The sequence below is a fragment of the Mycolicibacterium sp. MU0053 genome (assembly GCF_963378095.1).
Lineage (GTDB): Bacteria > Actinomycetota > Actinomycetes > Mycobacteriales > Mycobacteriaceae > Mycobacterium > Mycobacterium burgundiense.
In genome coordinates this window covers 2,455,390-2,468,831 of the sequence record NZ_OY726397.1, presented here as the reverse complement: position 1 = coordinate 2,468,831, position 13,442 = coordinate 2,455,390, and the positions used below count along the sequence as shown (strand labels likewise).

At 68.4% G+C, this 13,442-nt stretch carries 11 protein-coding genes; 7 read left to right on the top strand and 4 right to left on the bottom strand.

Annotated elements, in window-relative coordinates; genetic code table 11:
- Positions 1 to 6 precede the first annotated feature (6 nt).
- Genes RCP80_RS11415 through RCP80_RS11395 form a run of 5 tightly spaced genes read left to right on the top strand, consistent with a single transcriptional unit; the run spans position 7 to position 4,565 of the window.
- Positions 7 to 1,029, top strand: a complete 1,023-nt coding sequence (locus RCP80_RS11415; RefSeq protein WP_308482421.1) for a 3-oxoacyl-ACP synthase III family protein — start codon at positions 7 to 9, stop codon at positions 1,027 to 1,029.
- Positions 1,026 to 2,078, top strand: a complete 1,053-nt coding sequence (locus RCP80_RS11410; protein WP_308482420.1) for a pyridoxal phosphate-dependent aminotransferase — start codon at positions 1,026 to 1,028, stop codon at positions 2,076 to 2,078. The genes RCP80_RS11415 and RCP80_RS11410 overlap by 4 nt, the downstream gene beginning before the upstream one ends.
- Positions 2,079 to 2,101: 23 nt before the next feature.
- Positions 2,102 to 3,295: an FAD-dependent oxidoreductase gene (locus RCP80_RS11405; RefSeq protein WP_308482419.1), complete on the top strand. Its 1,194-nt coding sequence runs from the start codon at positions 2,102 to 2,104 to the stop codon at positions 3,293 to 3,295.
- 29 nt (positions 3,296 to 3,324) lie between these two features.
- Entirely contained in the window at positions 3,325 to 3,918 is a 594-nt protein-coding gene (locus RCP80_RS11400) for a DUF4389 domain-containing protein (protein WP_308482418.1), read from the top strand.
- Positions 3,919 to 3,962: 44 nt separating this feature from the next.
- Entirely contained in the window at positions 3,963 to 4,565 is a 603-nt protein-coding gene (locus RCP80_RS11395) for a class I SAM-dependent methyltransferase (RefSeq protein WP_308482806.1), read from the top strand.
- Here RCP80_RS11395 and RCP80_RS11390 read toward each other — a convergent pair.
- Positions 4,552 to 7,059 carry an FtsX-like permease family protein gene (locus RCP80_RS11390; protein ID WP_308482417.1) on the bottom strand — a complete coding sequence of 836 codons (2,508 nt, stop codon included), beginning with the start codon at positions 7,057 to 7,059 and terminating at the stop codon, positions 4,552 to 4,554. The genes RCP80_RS11395 and RCP80_RS11390 overlap by 14 nt on opposite strands.
- Before the next feature lie 16 nt (positions 7,060 to 7,075).
- Positions 7,076 to 7,783: an ABC transporter ATP-binding protein gene (locus RCP80_RS11385; protein WP_373693490.1), complete on the bottom strand. Its 708-nt coding sequence runs from the start codon at positions 7,781 to 7,783 to the stop codon at positions 7,076 to 7,078.
- A gap of 288 nt (positions 7,784 to 8,071) precedes the next feature.
- On the opposite strand from RCP80_RS11385, the gene RCP80_RS11380 reads away from it, so the two are divergent.
- Both RCP80_RS11380 and RCP80_RS11375 read left to right on the top strand, forming a co-directional pair.
- A complete protein-coding gene (locus RCP80_RS11380) occupies positions 8,072 to 9,286 on the top strand; it encodes an ISL3 family transposase (protein WP_308481078.1) in 1,215 nt (404 codons plus the stop codon).
- An 81-nt stretch (positions 9,287 to 9,367) separates the two neighbouring features.
- Positions 9,368 to 9,775, top strand: coding sequence for a DUF6319 family protein (locus tag RCP80_RS11375; protein ID WP_308482416.1), 408 nt, complete (start codon positions 9,368 to 9,370; stop codon positions 9,773 to 9,775).
- A 15-nt stretch (positions 9,776 to 9,790) separates the two neighbouring features.
- On the opposite strand, the gene RCP80_RS11370 is transcribed toward RCP80_RS11375, so the two are convergent.
- Complete coding sequence (locus tag RCP80_RS11370) at positions 9,791 to 10,987, bottom strand: Fic family protein (RefSeq protein ID WP_308482415.1); 1,197 nt, start codon at positions 10,985 to 10,987, stop codon at positions 9,791 to 9,793.
- A gap of 27 nt (positions 10,988 to 11,014) precedes the next feature.
- Positions 11,015 to 13,405 carry an AAA family ATPase gene (locus RCP80_RS11365; protein ID WP_308482414.1) on the bottom strand — a complete coding sequence of 797 codons (2,391 nt, stop codon included), beginning with the start codon at positions 13,403 to 13,405 and terminating at the stop codon, positions 11,015 to 11,017.
- Positions 13,406 to 13,442: the final 37 nt, after the last annotated feature.

Here is a 13,442-nt window from a genome sequence, read left to right as displayed (position 1 = left end):
GCCACCATGAGCGGGTCCGCGGTCAGCCTCTCCGACGTTGCCACCTACCTACCCGGCGAGCCGATCGGTGCGGACTACTACGCGCAATTCGCCGAAACCGACGCGCTGCGCGACAACGTGATGTTCCGCGCCCCGAAATTCCGCCACCACGTCGCGCCCGACGAGAGCGCGATCGACATGGTCGAGCGTGCGGCGCAGGGGCTGATCGAGCGGCACGGCGCCGACGTCATCGAAGCCGCCGATGTCCTGATCACCCACACCCAGGCACCGGATCAGGCGTTCTACGGCTCGGGCGGTGGCATCGCTCACCGCCTGGGCATGCGGCCCTCCTGGGTGCTCGACCTGCACAACGGCGGGTGTGCGGCGTTCGTGTTGGCGCTCAACGTGGCTCGTCAGCTGCTGACCTCAGGAGCAGGACACACCGCGCTGATCGCCATCGCGCAGAATGCCGCCGGACAGGTCTTCGACCAACCGGGAGTCCGTCGCAAGGCGCAGGCTTCGGTGCCCGGCGACGGCGCCGCGGTGGGCCTGGTCACGCTGTCGGGCCAGTCCCCCATCCTCGACATCGAGTGCCGCACCTACGGCGAGTACGCCGGTGAGATGGCGTTCGCCCCGGACCCGCCCCGCAAGTGGTGGCAGCCCGGTCCCGGTGAGCTCTGCATCGGCTTCAGCGAAAGCAAGATCACCAAGGTACTGGCCCGCGGCAATCGGCAGGTTCCCGAAGTCGCGCTGGCGGTCTGTGACCGAATCGGCCTGCGGTCCAAGGACATCGACCTCCTGGTGACCAACCAGCCCAACCGGGTGTTCTTGCGCAACTGGCGGGAAGCGCTCGAACTGCCCGCGGAACGCCACCGCGACACCTTCGACGAGTGCGGCAACCTGTTCGGCGCCGGGATCCCGATCAACCTGGATCGGGCGATCTCCGCGGGTCAGGTCAAGGCCGGTGAAACGGTCGTCATGGCCGGGTTCGCCCACGCCGGTGACTTCGCCGCGGCGGCGGCGCTCCGCTGGGGCGGACGGGGCCGATGAAGCCCGCCTCGAACCCCGTCAGCACCGCGGCCGGTGGCGCGGCGCGGACCGCGGTCGATCCGTTTGCATTGTCGCTCAACGAGAATCCGTTCCCGCCGCTGCCGGCGGTGCGGTCGGCGCTGGTCCGCTCGATCGATGCGGTCAACCGCTATCCGGAGGTGCTGCCGGAGCGGCTGCGCCACGTGATCGCCGGTCGCATCGGCGTGCACCCCAACCAGGTGGTCCTCGGCGCGGGGGCGACAGGCGTGATTCTGCAGGCCCTGCACGCCCTGACCGATCCCGGCGACACGATCGTCATGGCCGCGCCGACCTTCGACGGCTATCCGATTGTCGCGCAGATGACCCGGCTGAACTCGGTGACCGTGCCCCTCGACCAGGACGGCCACCACGATCTTGACGCGCTGGCCGAAGCCGCCGTGGACGCGCGGGTCGTCGTCGTGTGCCGGCCGCACAACCCGACCGGGACCCTGGAACCCACCGCCGCGGTGCTGGACTTCCTGCGCCGGGTGCCGTCGACGACCATCGTGCTGCTCGACGAGGCGTACATCGAATTCGTGGCGCCGGAGCACCGCATCGACGCGTCGGAGCTGATCGCGTGTTTCCCCAACGTGGTGGTGGTGGTGCGGACCTTCTCCAAGGCGTACGGGCTGGCTGGGCTGCGGATCGGCTACGGGCTCGCCGCCGCGGAGCTGACCCGGACGTTGTGGGCCCACCAACTCCCGTTCGGCATCGCGATCACCAGCTTGGTCGCCGTCGCCGCCTCCTATGCTGCCGAAGACCAACTGCTGCACAGGGTCCGGCTGATCACTGCAGAACGAGGCTATCTCCGCATGCGCTTGAGCGGCATGGGCATCTACACCACCGATGCGCACGCGAACTTCACCTACCTGCCGCCGAGCGGTCGGGTGCACCGCGACGCATTCGCACAAACCGGCCTGCACGTCCGCTGCTACCCCGACGGCGGCGCCCGGATCACGGTGGGCAACCGGGCTTCCAGCCTGGCGGTGCTGTCCGCGCTGGGAAGGCCGACGGCAAGGACCGCACGCTGATGCCCGGCCACCGCGGTTCCGCGATGCCGGCGCCCCTTCGGGTCCTCGTTGTCGGCGCGGGCGTGAGCGGCCTCTCGGTTGCGCGGGGATTGCGGCGCGACGGCCATGACGTCACGGTCTTCGAACGGCGGCCGGATGTGCAGGCCGGCGGCGGCGCAGTCACCATCTGGTCCAACGGCGAGACGGTCCTGCGGCAGCTCGGGGTCGCCATGGAGGGGGCCGGTCAGTTGCTGTCCACCGTGCAGGTCTCGACCTCCGGCGGCCGCAGGCTCGCCACCTTGGACGTGACCGCCATGGTGCACCGGCTCGGGTCACCCGTCCGGATGGTCCCACGCCGGGTGCTGCTGCAACGGCTGCTCGACGGTTTGCCGACCGACCTCATCCGATGCAACGCCCGAGCGGTTGCGGTGGTCAGGACTGCCGACGGGGTGCGGGTGGAATTCGACGACGGCGATTCGGCTGCGGGAGACCTGTTGATCGGCGCCGACGGCATGCACTCGATGGTCCGCGACGTCGTCGGCGCGCCGCCCGCCGAGCCCACGGGCTGGTGCAGCTGGCAGGGACTGATCGACCTTCCGGATCTCAGCGACCGGCAGGTCGCACGGGTCATCATCGGCGAGCACGGGAACGCCGGTCTGTGGCCCGCGGGCGGCGCCGCCCTGCAATGGTGGTTTGACTTGCCGTGGTCCTGCGACTTCGTCAGACCGCGACGTCCGATCGAGACGATCCGGGCCAACTTCACCGGCTGGTGCGACGCCGTCGATCGAGTGCTCGGTGCGTTGACCGACGACCACCTGGCCGGTTCGCCGTACCCGCATTTCCGACATCCGATTCCGCGCGTGCCGGGCCACGGTGCGCTGACGCTGGTCGGCGACGCCGCGCACACCATGCCGCCGACCCTGGCGCAGGGCACCAATCAAGCGCTGCTCGACACGATGGTGCTGTGCAAGGCGCTCTCGGACGGGCGCGAACTCTCCAGGGCGCTGCGTTGGTACGAGACGACCAGGCGACGCAAGGTCCTCGCCGTATCCCGGGTGGCGTCGCTGCAGGTCTCCCACGGTGAGGCCGCGCTGAAACCGGCGACCTACATTTCGGACCGGTTCCAGTCCGGGGCACTGACCATGTTTCTGCGGTGCACCAGTCACCGCCGGCTCGCCGCCGAGATCAACCGAACCCTCAGCGCCCCAACACCGGCCACGTCGTGGGACCGGCGATGACCGCGTCGACAAGTTGGAGGACGGAACCGGTGCGCAAGCCGGACATTCCGGTGCGCGTCCGTGGCGCCGACGATGCGCCGTCGCGCTGGCTCTGGCTCGTCAAGTGGTGCGTGCTCGCCGTCCCGCACTACCCCATCCTGATCTTCCTCTACCTGGTGTACCCCCTGGTGACCCTCGTCGCCGGCGTCGCCATCTTGTTCACCGGCCGATATCCGCGCCCGCTCTTCGACTTCAACGTCGGGGTGCTGCGTTGGTCGTGGCGCGTGATGAACTACCGGTTCCCGATGAACAGCACCGACCGATACCCGCCGTTCACGCTCGCGCCGCGGCCCGACTATCCCGGCGATCTGGCGGTCGACTATCCCGAGACCCTCACCAGGGGTGCCGTCCTGGTGAAGTGGTGGCTATTGGCGATCCCTCAGATTCTCCTGTGCTGGGCGATGGAACCGCTGCTGCAGGTGCTCTGTGTGGTGTCGGCCATCTGGTTGTTGTGCACCGGGACCATCTCGCGGGGCATGTTCGATCTCCTGCTGGGTATCGTCCGATGGCGTTATCGAGTAGCCGTGTACGTCTCCTTGATGCGCGACGAGTATCCGCCGTTTCGACTGGATCAGGGCCAGTGACAAGGCGACGTAATCCGTTGTTCCCGTATGTGTATCGGTTCGGCATGCCGATGTTCGACCGACTGTTCTACCGTCGGTATCGACGGGCGGCGATGAGCCACGTCACCGGGCGGCTGCTGCTGCTCGGCCTTGGCCCGGGAACCGACCTGCTGTTCCTGCCGCCCGCGGTGACGTCGGTCGCCGCCGTGGAGCCCGACGCGACGCTGCGGCGGATGGCTTCGGCACTAGCTCGCCGGCACGGCATCGCCGTGGACATCGTCGACGGAGTAGGCGAGTCGATTCCCTTTCCGGACAATGCTTTCGACTCCGTACACGTCGGGCTGGTGTTGTGCTCGGTCGACGACGTGGCCGCGACCCTCGCCGAGATTCGGCGGGTCCTGGCGCCGGGAGGAAGGTTGGTCGTCCTCGAGCACGTCCGCGGGGACGCCACGATGGCCAAGTTCCAGGACCTGATCGCCAAGCCCTGGTCCTGGCTGGGTGCCGGATGTGAGCCGAACCGCCGTACCGCCGAGGCGATCGCCGCGGCGGGATTCGACACCACGGGGCTGCACAGCATTCGACGAACTCTGGTGCCGCCGCCGTGCACACCTCATCTGCTGGGCATCGCCACACCGGTGGAGGGGCGAGCGGCACCTACTCGACGCTGAGCGCCTCGATGATGTTCAGCCGCGCCGCACGTCGCGCGGGTGGCACCGAGCCCAGTAGGCACAGTGCCAGCGCGCCGACGGTCAAGCCGAACGCCGTCGGGCTCGGCCGGAAACCGACGTCGAAGTTCATGATGTCCCCGCTGACGATGCTGTAGAGCCATTGGTCGACCAGGCCGAGCGCCAGCCCCAAGCTGGCGCCGACCGCACCGATGCCGGTCGCCTCCGCCAGGACCATCCGCATGGTGGACCGGCGGCTGGAACCCATCGCCCGCAGCACACCGATCTCGCGGCGCCGTTCGAGCACCGACAGCGTCAAGGTGTTGAGAAGTGCGACCGCGGCGACGAACACCACCATGATCCAGACGGCGTTCGCGATGAACATGCTCTGGCGCAGCGGCGCCTCCAGGCCGGCCCGCGCGGCGCTGCCGTCGTACACGTGGTTCGGCGTCGGCACCACCCGGCGGACCTCGGTCAACAGGCGATTCGGATCGACGCCGGCGTCCGCGGTGATCTGCAGCGTCGTCGTTGCCGGGCGATCGAACCACGCCCGCAACTGAGCCAGTTCCATTCCGACGGTGCCGATGACCGTCGAGAAATACGGCACCAACGCCAGCACCACCGCGCGCTGCGGGCCGTGCGGGGTGAGCAGCGAAACCTCCTCGCCTACACGGACGCCCAAGGTCTTGCCCAGGTTCTGCGTGAGCACCACGCCCCGGCCGGCGAGCACCTCGGTGCGTACGTGTTCATCGAGTGCGCGGTACAACGGATCGTGGGTTCCGGGGGAAAAGCCGACGAGCAGCACGCGCGTGCCGCCGACCACGGCGAATCCGAACGGGCCCTCGGTCACGCGGGCCACGCCCGGCACCTGGGCCACCTGGTCCGCGAGCCCTGGCGGGAGCGCGGCGGTCGGATAGCGATCGGGCGGGTCCGCACTCACCCAGACGTCGACATCGTCGACCGACGAAAAGACCTCACCCGCGGAGCGGATCATGTCGGCGCTGGTGCCGGTGATCACCACGGTGGTGAGAACCGCGATGAGCACGGTCATCACCGTGGCCCACACTCGCCGCGGCGCACGCGCGATGGATTCCGCCGCAAGGGCACCGGCCGATCCGAATAGTCGAGCGGTTGCCGCCGTGGCTTTCACCATGGGCGCGGTGAGCGCGAAGCCGAGCGCGATCTCGGCACCGAAGACCGCGGCGATCGCGACCACCGCCAGGGTGCCGCTCTGGCCGAGGAGGATCAGGACCGACGCCGTCAACGCCGCCACGGCGCCCACCCCGCTGGCGATCCGCAGCCAGCGCGGCACGACGTCGGCCGCCGAGGCCCCGACGGGTGCCAACGCCTCGATCGGCGAAACCTTGTAGACCTGCCGCGCCGCCATGGCCGAGGCGGCCACACCGGTGAGCACCGTCGCCGCCAGCGCAGCCGGTACGGCCCAACCGGGCAGCCAGTACTCGACCCGGGCTTCGAGGCCCTGGGTGACCGCCGGCGGCAGTCGACCGATCGCGATGCGGCCCAGCACTATTCCGATGGTCGCGCCGATGGCGGCGCCCAGCAGACCCAGAATCGCTGCCTCGGTGAGCATGTCGCGCACGATGGTGCTGCGCCGGCCGCCGATCGCGCGCAGCATCGAGATGGCGGGTCGGCGCTGGGAGATCGCCATTGTCATGGTGGTGTAGATGAGGAACGCGCTGACCACCAAGGCGATCGCCGCGCCCATCAGGGCCATGTAGTTCATCATCTTGACCCCGTCGCCGGCCCGGGCGGCCCGCACGCTCGGGTCCGCGACGACAGCTCGCCCGTCGACGGCTGCGGTGACCGCAGCGCGTACCGCAGCCAGATCGGCATCCGGCTTCGTGGTGATCAGTATCGAGTCGAGCCGCCCCTGGCGGCCGGTGATGTGCTGCGCCAACGGAAGCGCGGCCAGGACATAATGCCCGCCGTTGAGATCCGCGAGGCGGTCCCCCCCGAGCACCGCCACCACGGTCACCGAACCCGAGCCCAGCTGGAGCGTCTCGCCTTGCGCAGCACCGACACCGGGCCCCACCCGGACCCCGTTGGGCACGTCAGCCGACACTTCCTGCTGTCCTGCGAGTGCGTCCGTCAAGGCACCCTGCAATGCTGCACCGCTCTCGTCTGCGCCGATCAGCAGCACCGGCCCCGATGCCGTGAAGGCACTTGTCCGTAGTACCGGTACTGCGGCCTCGACGCCGGGAACCGCGGCCACCTCGGCGGTCAGCGCGTCGGGAAATCCGGCGTCGGTGATGCCGGAGACCTCCAGCGCGGCGACGCCCGCGATCCCGTCGGCCAGCCGATGGACCGATCCGGTGATGGACCCGAAGATGCCGAATATCGCGACCAGATACATTGCGGACACCGCCATTACGGCGATCGAGGCGACCGTGCGCCGACGGTGCGTGGCGAGTTCGCGCCAACTGAACAGCCGGAGCCGACTTGCCGCCGCAGCGATTCCCGCCGGAGCCGATCTCATTCTGCCGCGCCCGGTGTCACCTTGGGACCGTCGACAATTCGTCGGACCCGAGCCGGCCGTCCTGCAGCGTGATCACCCGATCGGTGCCCTCGGCGGCGACCGCGTTGTGGGTCACCATCACCACCAGCCGACGGCGGCCGTCGTCGTGCGCCACCTCGGCGAGGAGTTCCAGGATGGCCGCGCCCGTCGTCGAGTCGAGGTTTCCGGTGGGTTCGTCGGCGAGGATCAGCGGCGGATCCATCATCAATGCCCGCGCCACCGCGACCCGCTGCATCTGCCCGCCGGACAGTTCCGCCGGTCGGTGCTGGATCCGGTCACCGAGCCCGGCGCGGTCCAGCAGCCGCAGCGCGTCGGGTTTGGCCGCGCCCATTCGGACACCATCGAGCAGCTTGGGGACCGCGACGTTCTCCCACGCCGACAGGGTCGGCAACAGGTTGAAGAACTGGAACACGAATCCGACGCAATGCCGGCGAAACTCCGATTGCTCGTCGTCTCCGAGTCGGCCGATCTCGTCGCCGTCGAAGGTGATCGACCCGGAATCGGGTGAGTCCAACGCACCGAGCAGGTGCAGCAGCGTGCTCTTGCCCGCCCCGGACGGCCCGACGACCGAGACGAACTGTCCGCCCTCGAGCCGCAGGCTGATGTCATCGAGCGCACGCACCGATTGACCGCCGACGCGGTACTCGCGCGCCACATGGCGGAGTTCGACGATCAGTGGCCCCATCCCGGTCCTCCCCCGCGGCATCCGGCGCGCGGTGCGCCTACACGAGGTACTACGCGGCCGGCCTTCGATCGGTTCGACGGCGATAGGGCATGCGGTGTCGCGTCACCCCAGATCTCGAACGTATGTGGCGCTCCACGTGTTTTCGTGGGCGCATTTTCGCTGTTCAGCGGTATTTTGTGGGGAGTTTCAACGACTTCGGTGTTTCGCCGGTGAATTGAAGGACGCGCACGCGGTGTGCCTCTAGGTTTCGGGGTTACCACACCAACCTCAACCGCAAGGACGATCCGCGTGCGCGTCAACACTGCATTTAACCGTCTGCTGCAGATTCCCGGGGCCACGGTCACCGATGTCGTCATCGGCGACGGGCAGATCGATGTCCACCTGCGACCGAAAGCGCGCCTGCTGCGCTGCCCGTGCGGCAAACGCCTACGGGCGGTCTATGACCGCCGCCGGCGACGCTGGCGCCATCTGGATCTGGCCCGGGCACAGCTGTGGCTGGTCTATGAGATCCGCCGCCTCGATTGCCCGGACTGCGGGGTGATCACCGAGGAACTGCCCTGGGCTCGTCCCGGTGCGCGTCACACCCGCGATTTCGAAGACATGGTGCTGTGGCTGGCCCAACGAACCGACCGGACCTCGGTGGCGGCGTTGATGCGCTGCGCCTGGGAAACGGTCACCGCCATCATCGGCCGCGGCGTGGCCGAACTTCTCGACCAGCGTCGCCTGCAGACGCTGTATCGCATTGGTGTCGACGAGATCTGCTACCGCCATCCCCATCGTTATCTGACCATCATCGGCAACCACGACACCGGCACCGTCGTCGACGTCCAGCCTGGACGCAGCGAACAATCATTAGCCAACTTCTATGCCGCCCAAACCGATTCAGCACTGGCACACATCGACGCGGTCAGCATGGACGTCTCCAGGGCCTACACCGCTGCCACCACCGCAGCGGTCCCGAACGCGGTCATCTGCTACGACGGCTTCCATGTCATGCAGTGGGTCCAACGCGCCCTCGATCGCGTCTTCGCCGAATCGATCCGCCTGCCCGGACACGCCACCGCGGACTGGAAAGCCGCCCGCTGGGCGCTGCGCACCGGCGAGAACAAACTCACCGACGACAAACGCGCCCTGGTCAACCAGATCGCGCGAACCAACCGACGCATCGGCCGGGCCTGGACGCTGAAGGAACAAGCCCGCGACCTCTACCGCCACCACCACGAACCCGACCAAGCCCGCCGACTGCTCAAAGCCTGGATCACCGCCGCCAAACGCTCCCGCATCCCGGCGTTCGTCGCGCTGAGCAAACGCTTCGAGGTCTACTTCGAACCCATCCTCGCCGCCATCGAACTACGCATCTCCAACGCCCTCATCGAAGGCATCAACGCCAAAATCCGCCTCATCAACGCCCGCGGCTACGGACACCACTCCGCCCAAACACTGACCTCAATGATCTACCTCTGCCTCGGCGGACTGCAGGTCAAACTCCCCACAAGAACCTGAGGAGTCGCACGTATGTTCTAATGGCTGGGAGTGCCGGCCCGCCCGGTGCGGGCACTATTCCAGAAGGAGTTCGCCGCAACGATGACTGTAGACATACTCGAAGCCGACGCCCCGACCACCGCCGTCGAAAACACCTCGCCGACAAGCATGATGGCACCCGCCGCGGACGCCCCGGCCGAGGAAAAGCCGAAGAAGGCGCCGGCCAAGCGAGCCGCCGGCAAGAAGAAGACGGTCGAGCTGATCCTCACCGTCACGGGCACCGCCGACGGCGATTGGCGCGCGGAGCTCAAGCAGGGCACCACATTTCTGGCCCGCGACATCGCGGTCGCCGCGGCGGCCGTCTCCCGTGCGGCCAAGGAGCTGCACGAGGATCTCTACACCCCGATCGACGCGATCATCGAAGAGGCGCGCTCCCAGCAGGCCGCCAAGGTCGCCGCGCTGGAAGCCGAACTGGAAGCCGCCCGCCGGGCCCTGGCCGAGTTGGACTGACCTAAGGCCTCCTCGTCACCGCGAGAGCGGGCCACCTCGGCGGGCACGCTCGGCAAAGGCATCCAGAGCGTCGATGACCTCGGGCGCTCGCCAGATTCGTTGACGCGGACCTGAACTGGTCTCGACGAGGACACCCGCGTGCGCCAAAGGTTCCAGGTGACGGCGTGCATGCTTGGACTCAATGCCCAGCTCCTCGGCCAACAGAGCGGTGTTGATGACGGGACGCCGCAGCAGCAACTCAACGATCCGCCACACCGCCGAGTCCCTGCGCGCGGTGACGACCCCACTCCAGGTTGCTCGTATACCGCGCAGGTCATCGACCAGCCGGCGGCCGTTGAAGACCGCGGCGACGGCGGCTTCTGACACTCGGCGCACGATCGGCGCCGGGTCGCCGTCGCGGTAGGCGGTCAACGCAGCGAAGTACGAGTCGGTGTCGGTCAGCAGGCCGGCCGACACCGGAACGGTGACACTGCGGGTCAGGCCCCGGTGCCGCAGCATCGCCTGGATCAGCGCCCTGCCCGTCCGTCCGTTGCCGTCGGTGAAGGGGTGGATGGTTTCGAACTGGGCGTGGGCCAACGCAATCTGCGGCAGCACGGGCAAGTCGCCGCGTGCCGTGAAGCGCAGCAGGTCGTCGATGGCGTCGGGCACGCGACGGTGATGCGGCGGCACGAACATCGCGGCGCGGGGACCGTGCGCACTCCCCCCGATCCACACCTGCTGGGTGCGCCAGCGTCCCGCCGCGGTCGGGTCGGCGTCATGCATCAGAGCCTCGTGCATCGCCAGGATCGCGTCACCGTCGATGTTGTCGGCAAGGTTTATCGCGGCCACCATCGCCGCGGTGTTAGCGACGATAACCCTGGCGTTGGCGCTGGCCCTGGCCCCGGTCAACTCAGCCTCGGCGATCGCACGCACCGAGGCCGTCAGGTTCTCGATGTTCGAACTCGCCGCCGACTCGGTGCGCAACAGGATTGCCGCGAACGGGGCGATCTCACCGCCGAGTTCGGCATCGAAGCGGATGATTTCATTGCTGGCGTCCTCAGCGTCTACCAGCGCGTCCGCAGGCAAGTCGACCGTTAGATCAGCGATGTCGGCGGCGATCGCCGCGTCGTAGGTCCCCCGCTGCCGCTGCGCCGACCGCACGTACGCAGCCGACGGCGCAATGTCCCATTGCAGCGTTTCGTAGCTCACGGCGGTACCGACATCTGGGTCCACACCACGAAGTTACACCCACTTAAGTGGCTATGTGGGTGTTATTGATGCGGATGGTCCAGATGACCGCCTTGCGGCCCAGGCCAGGAATTCGGCGGCGGTGAACACCGGTTTGCCGTATTCCTGGGCCTTGCGGGCCTTGCCGGACTGGGTGCCTGCTTCGGCGATCACCAACACCTCGCAGCGGGTTTTCGTCACCGAACGCACCGGCGCCAACCCCGCGGCGGTCGCCAAGCACTCCATGTCCTCGCGCTCCACCACCCGGCCGGTGTCGTCGAGTGCGGTTCCGGTGAAACAGATCCGGGCGCCGGGAACCAGCACCGCACCGATGTCGCCGCGGGTCTCGGCGAGCGGATTCGCTGCCGCCAGGTCGTCCGCTCCCAGCAGCGTCGCGGCGGCCCGCAGGCGCGCCAGCACGTCCTCGGGAAGCATCGTCCTCGAGGACGCGTCGCGCAGTTGATCGGCCGCCGACTGGCGCGCCGCCGCATCCCAGGTGGATTCGTCCGCCAAAGCGCCTTCCGCCGTCGCACCCAGCAGCACGCCGCCGAGCTCACGGCTGACCCGCAGCAGCGCCGAGAGGGCCGGCAGGTGCCGTGCCGCCGGGGTCTGGGCGTCGTGGTCGCGGCTGAGCAGCAGACCGGTTTTGGCCTGGCCGGGATCCGGGTCGTCGAACGGCGCGGACCCCGCCGATGTTGCTGCCGCGGAATGCCTTTCGAGAGCGCCCCGGGCGCGCTGTAACGCCGTGCGGCCCGCCGGCGGAGCCCCGGACAACTCGATACCCAGCGGTATCCCGGTGACGTAGCCGAGCCTCTTGAGCTCGAAGTCGATCAGCCCCAACGTCTCGTCGACAGCGACACCGACCGGTGTGCAGCCGGCCAGCATCGGAGCGATCATGGCCCACGCCTCCCGCAGGGTCGGCGCCAACAACACGTCGGACACGCTGATGCCGTAGGCGTGCCGGGCATCGGCCAAGTCGCGCTGCGGGTTGATAAGCGTGGACACCGCCGTGCCGTCGTCGAACGCCACCGCCAACTCGACCGGGCGCGGCCGCGACATCCGGCCCTCGTCGCCCACGGTGAGCAGGCCGATCGCACAGAAGCGACGCGCCTGAGTATCCGGATCCGAAGCGCGCAGGAAACGCGTGATCCGGCGGTCGATCTTCAGATCTTTCGGCAGCACGGGGCGTTTCAACACCAAGCCGGCCAACGACGTGCACCGGCTCAGCGCCACGTACAGCTGGCCGGTGGAGAACATCCCACCGGTCAGATCGACCATGAGCCGCTCCAGGGTCTGCCCCTGGCTCTTGTGGATCGTGATGGCCCAGGCCAACTTGAACGGCAACTGGGTGAAGGTGCCGATGACCTCCCGGCGCAGCGACCCGCCGTCGACCACCGGGCGGGTGGCCTCCCAGCTGAACGGCGCGACATCGGCCACCGTGCCGTCGGGAAATTCGACGTCCACCACCGCCCCGTAGCGGTAATAGCCCACCCCGACCACCCGGCCGATCGAGCCGTTGACCCAGCGGTCGGACTGGTCGTTGTTGAGCATCATCACCTGCGCGCCGACCTTGAACCGCAGCTCGTCGTCCACCGGCTTGTCGAACAACGACAGATCCCCGGACTCCTGCGCCCGGTGCAGCAATTCGTCGCCCGGCAGCCGTTCGAGATGTTGCCGGTTGCGCGCCGTCACCAGGCGATTGGTCGGCGCCAGCGTCAGCCAGAACTCCCCCGGTGGCGGTACGAAGTCGGCGTCCACCCGCGCGTTGAGGTGCTCCTGGGCGTGTCCGAGCAGCACCCCCTCGCGAATCTCGTTGAGGATCACGGTCATTCGTTGATCGCCCAGCTGACGGAACACGGTCGTCAGCGTCAAGGTGGGGAACTCGTCGCGGACAAATGATCGGGCGGAGAAGAAGTACGGCGTGTCGTAAACGGTCGAAAAGTAGTCCTGCTCACCGTCGCCCACCACCGGCGGCAGCTGGTACAGGTCGCCGACCAGCACCACCTGCACCCCGCCGAACGGCGCGCCGGGTTGTGGTCCGAACCGTTGCAGCGCGGCCGCGACCATGTCGAAGACGTCGGCGCGCACCATGGACGCCTCGTCGATGATCAGCGTGTCCAACGAGGCCAGCGTCTTCGCGAAGCGGCCGGGTCGGTAGGAGCCGCCGGTGACGTCGGTCAGCGTCGTCGTCGTGCGGAACCCGAACAGTCGGTGGATGGTGTAGCCGTCGACGTTCAGGGCGGCGATGCCGGTGGGCGCGACCACCACCACGTTGCGGTCCGTGCCGGCCATGAAGTGCCGGATCAGTGTCGACTTGCCGGTGCCGGCCTTACCGGTGAGGAACAGGTGCCGGCCCGCGGCGAGCAGGCTCAGCGCCGCCCGGAACTCATCGGTGCGGACCAGGTCCTCGCGTGCGGCGGTCACGGCTGCACCCTACCGGCGGGTGGCGGCATGACCGCCC

Bases quoted from the DNA above. Each gene is read 5' to 3' on its own strand.
- RCP80_RS11415 (WP_308482421.1), top strand. From the start codon at position 7: ATGAGCGGGTCCGCGGTCAGCCTCTCCGACGTTGCCACCTACCTACCC.
- RCP80_RS11410 (WP_308482420.1), top strand. From the start codon at position 1,026: ATGAAGCCCGCCTCGAACCCCGTCAGCACCGCGGCCGGTGGCGCGGCG.
- RCP80_RS11405 (WP_308482419.1), top strand. From the start codon at position 2,102: ATGCCGGCGCCCCTTCGGGTCCTCGTTGTCGGCGCGGGCGTGAGCGGC.
- RCP80_RS11395 (WP_308482806.1), top strand. From the start codon at position 3,963: ATGCCGATGTTCGACCGACTGTTCTACCGTCGGTATCGACGGGCGGCG.
- RCP80_RS11390 (WP_308482417.1), bottom strand. From the start codon at position 7,059: ATGAGATCGGCTCCGGCGGGAATCGCTGCGGCGGCAAGTCGGCTCCGG.
- RCP80_RS11385 (WP_373693490.1), bottom strand. From the start codon at position 7,783: ATGGGGCCACTGATCGTCGAACTCCGCCATGTGGCGCGCGAGTACCGC.
- RCP80_RS11375 (WP_308482416.1), top strand. From the start codon at position 9,368: ATGACTGTAGACATACTCGAAGCCGACGCCCCGACCACCGCCGTCGAA.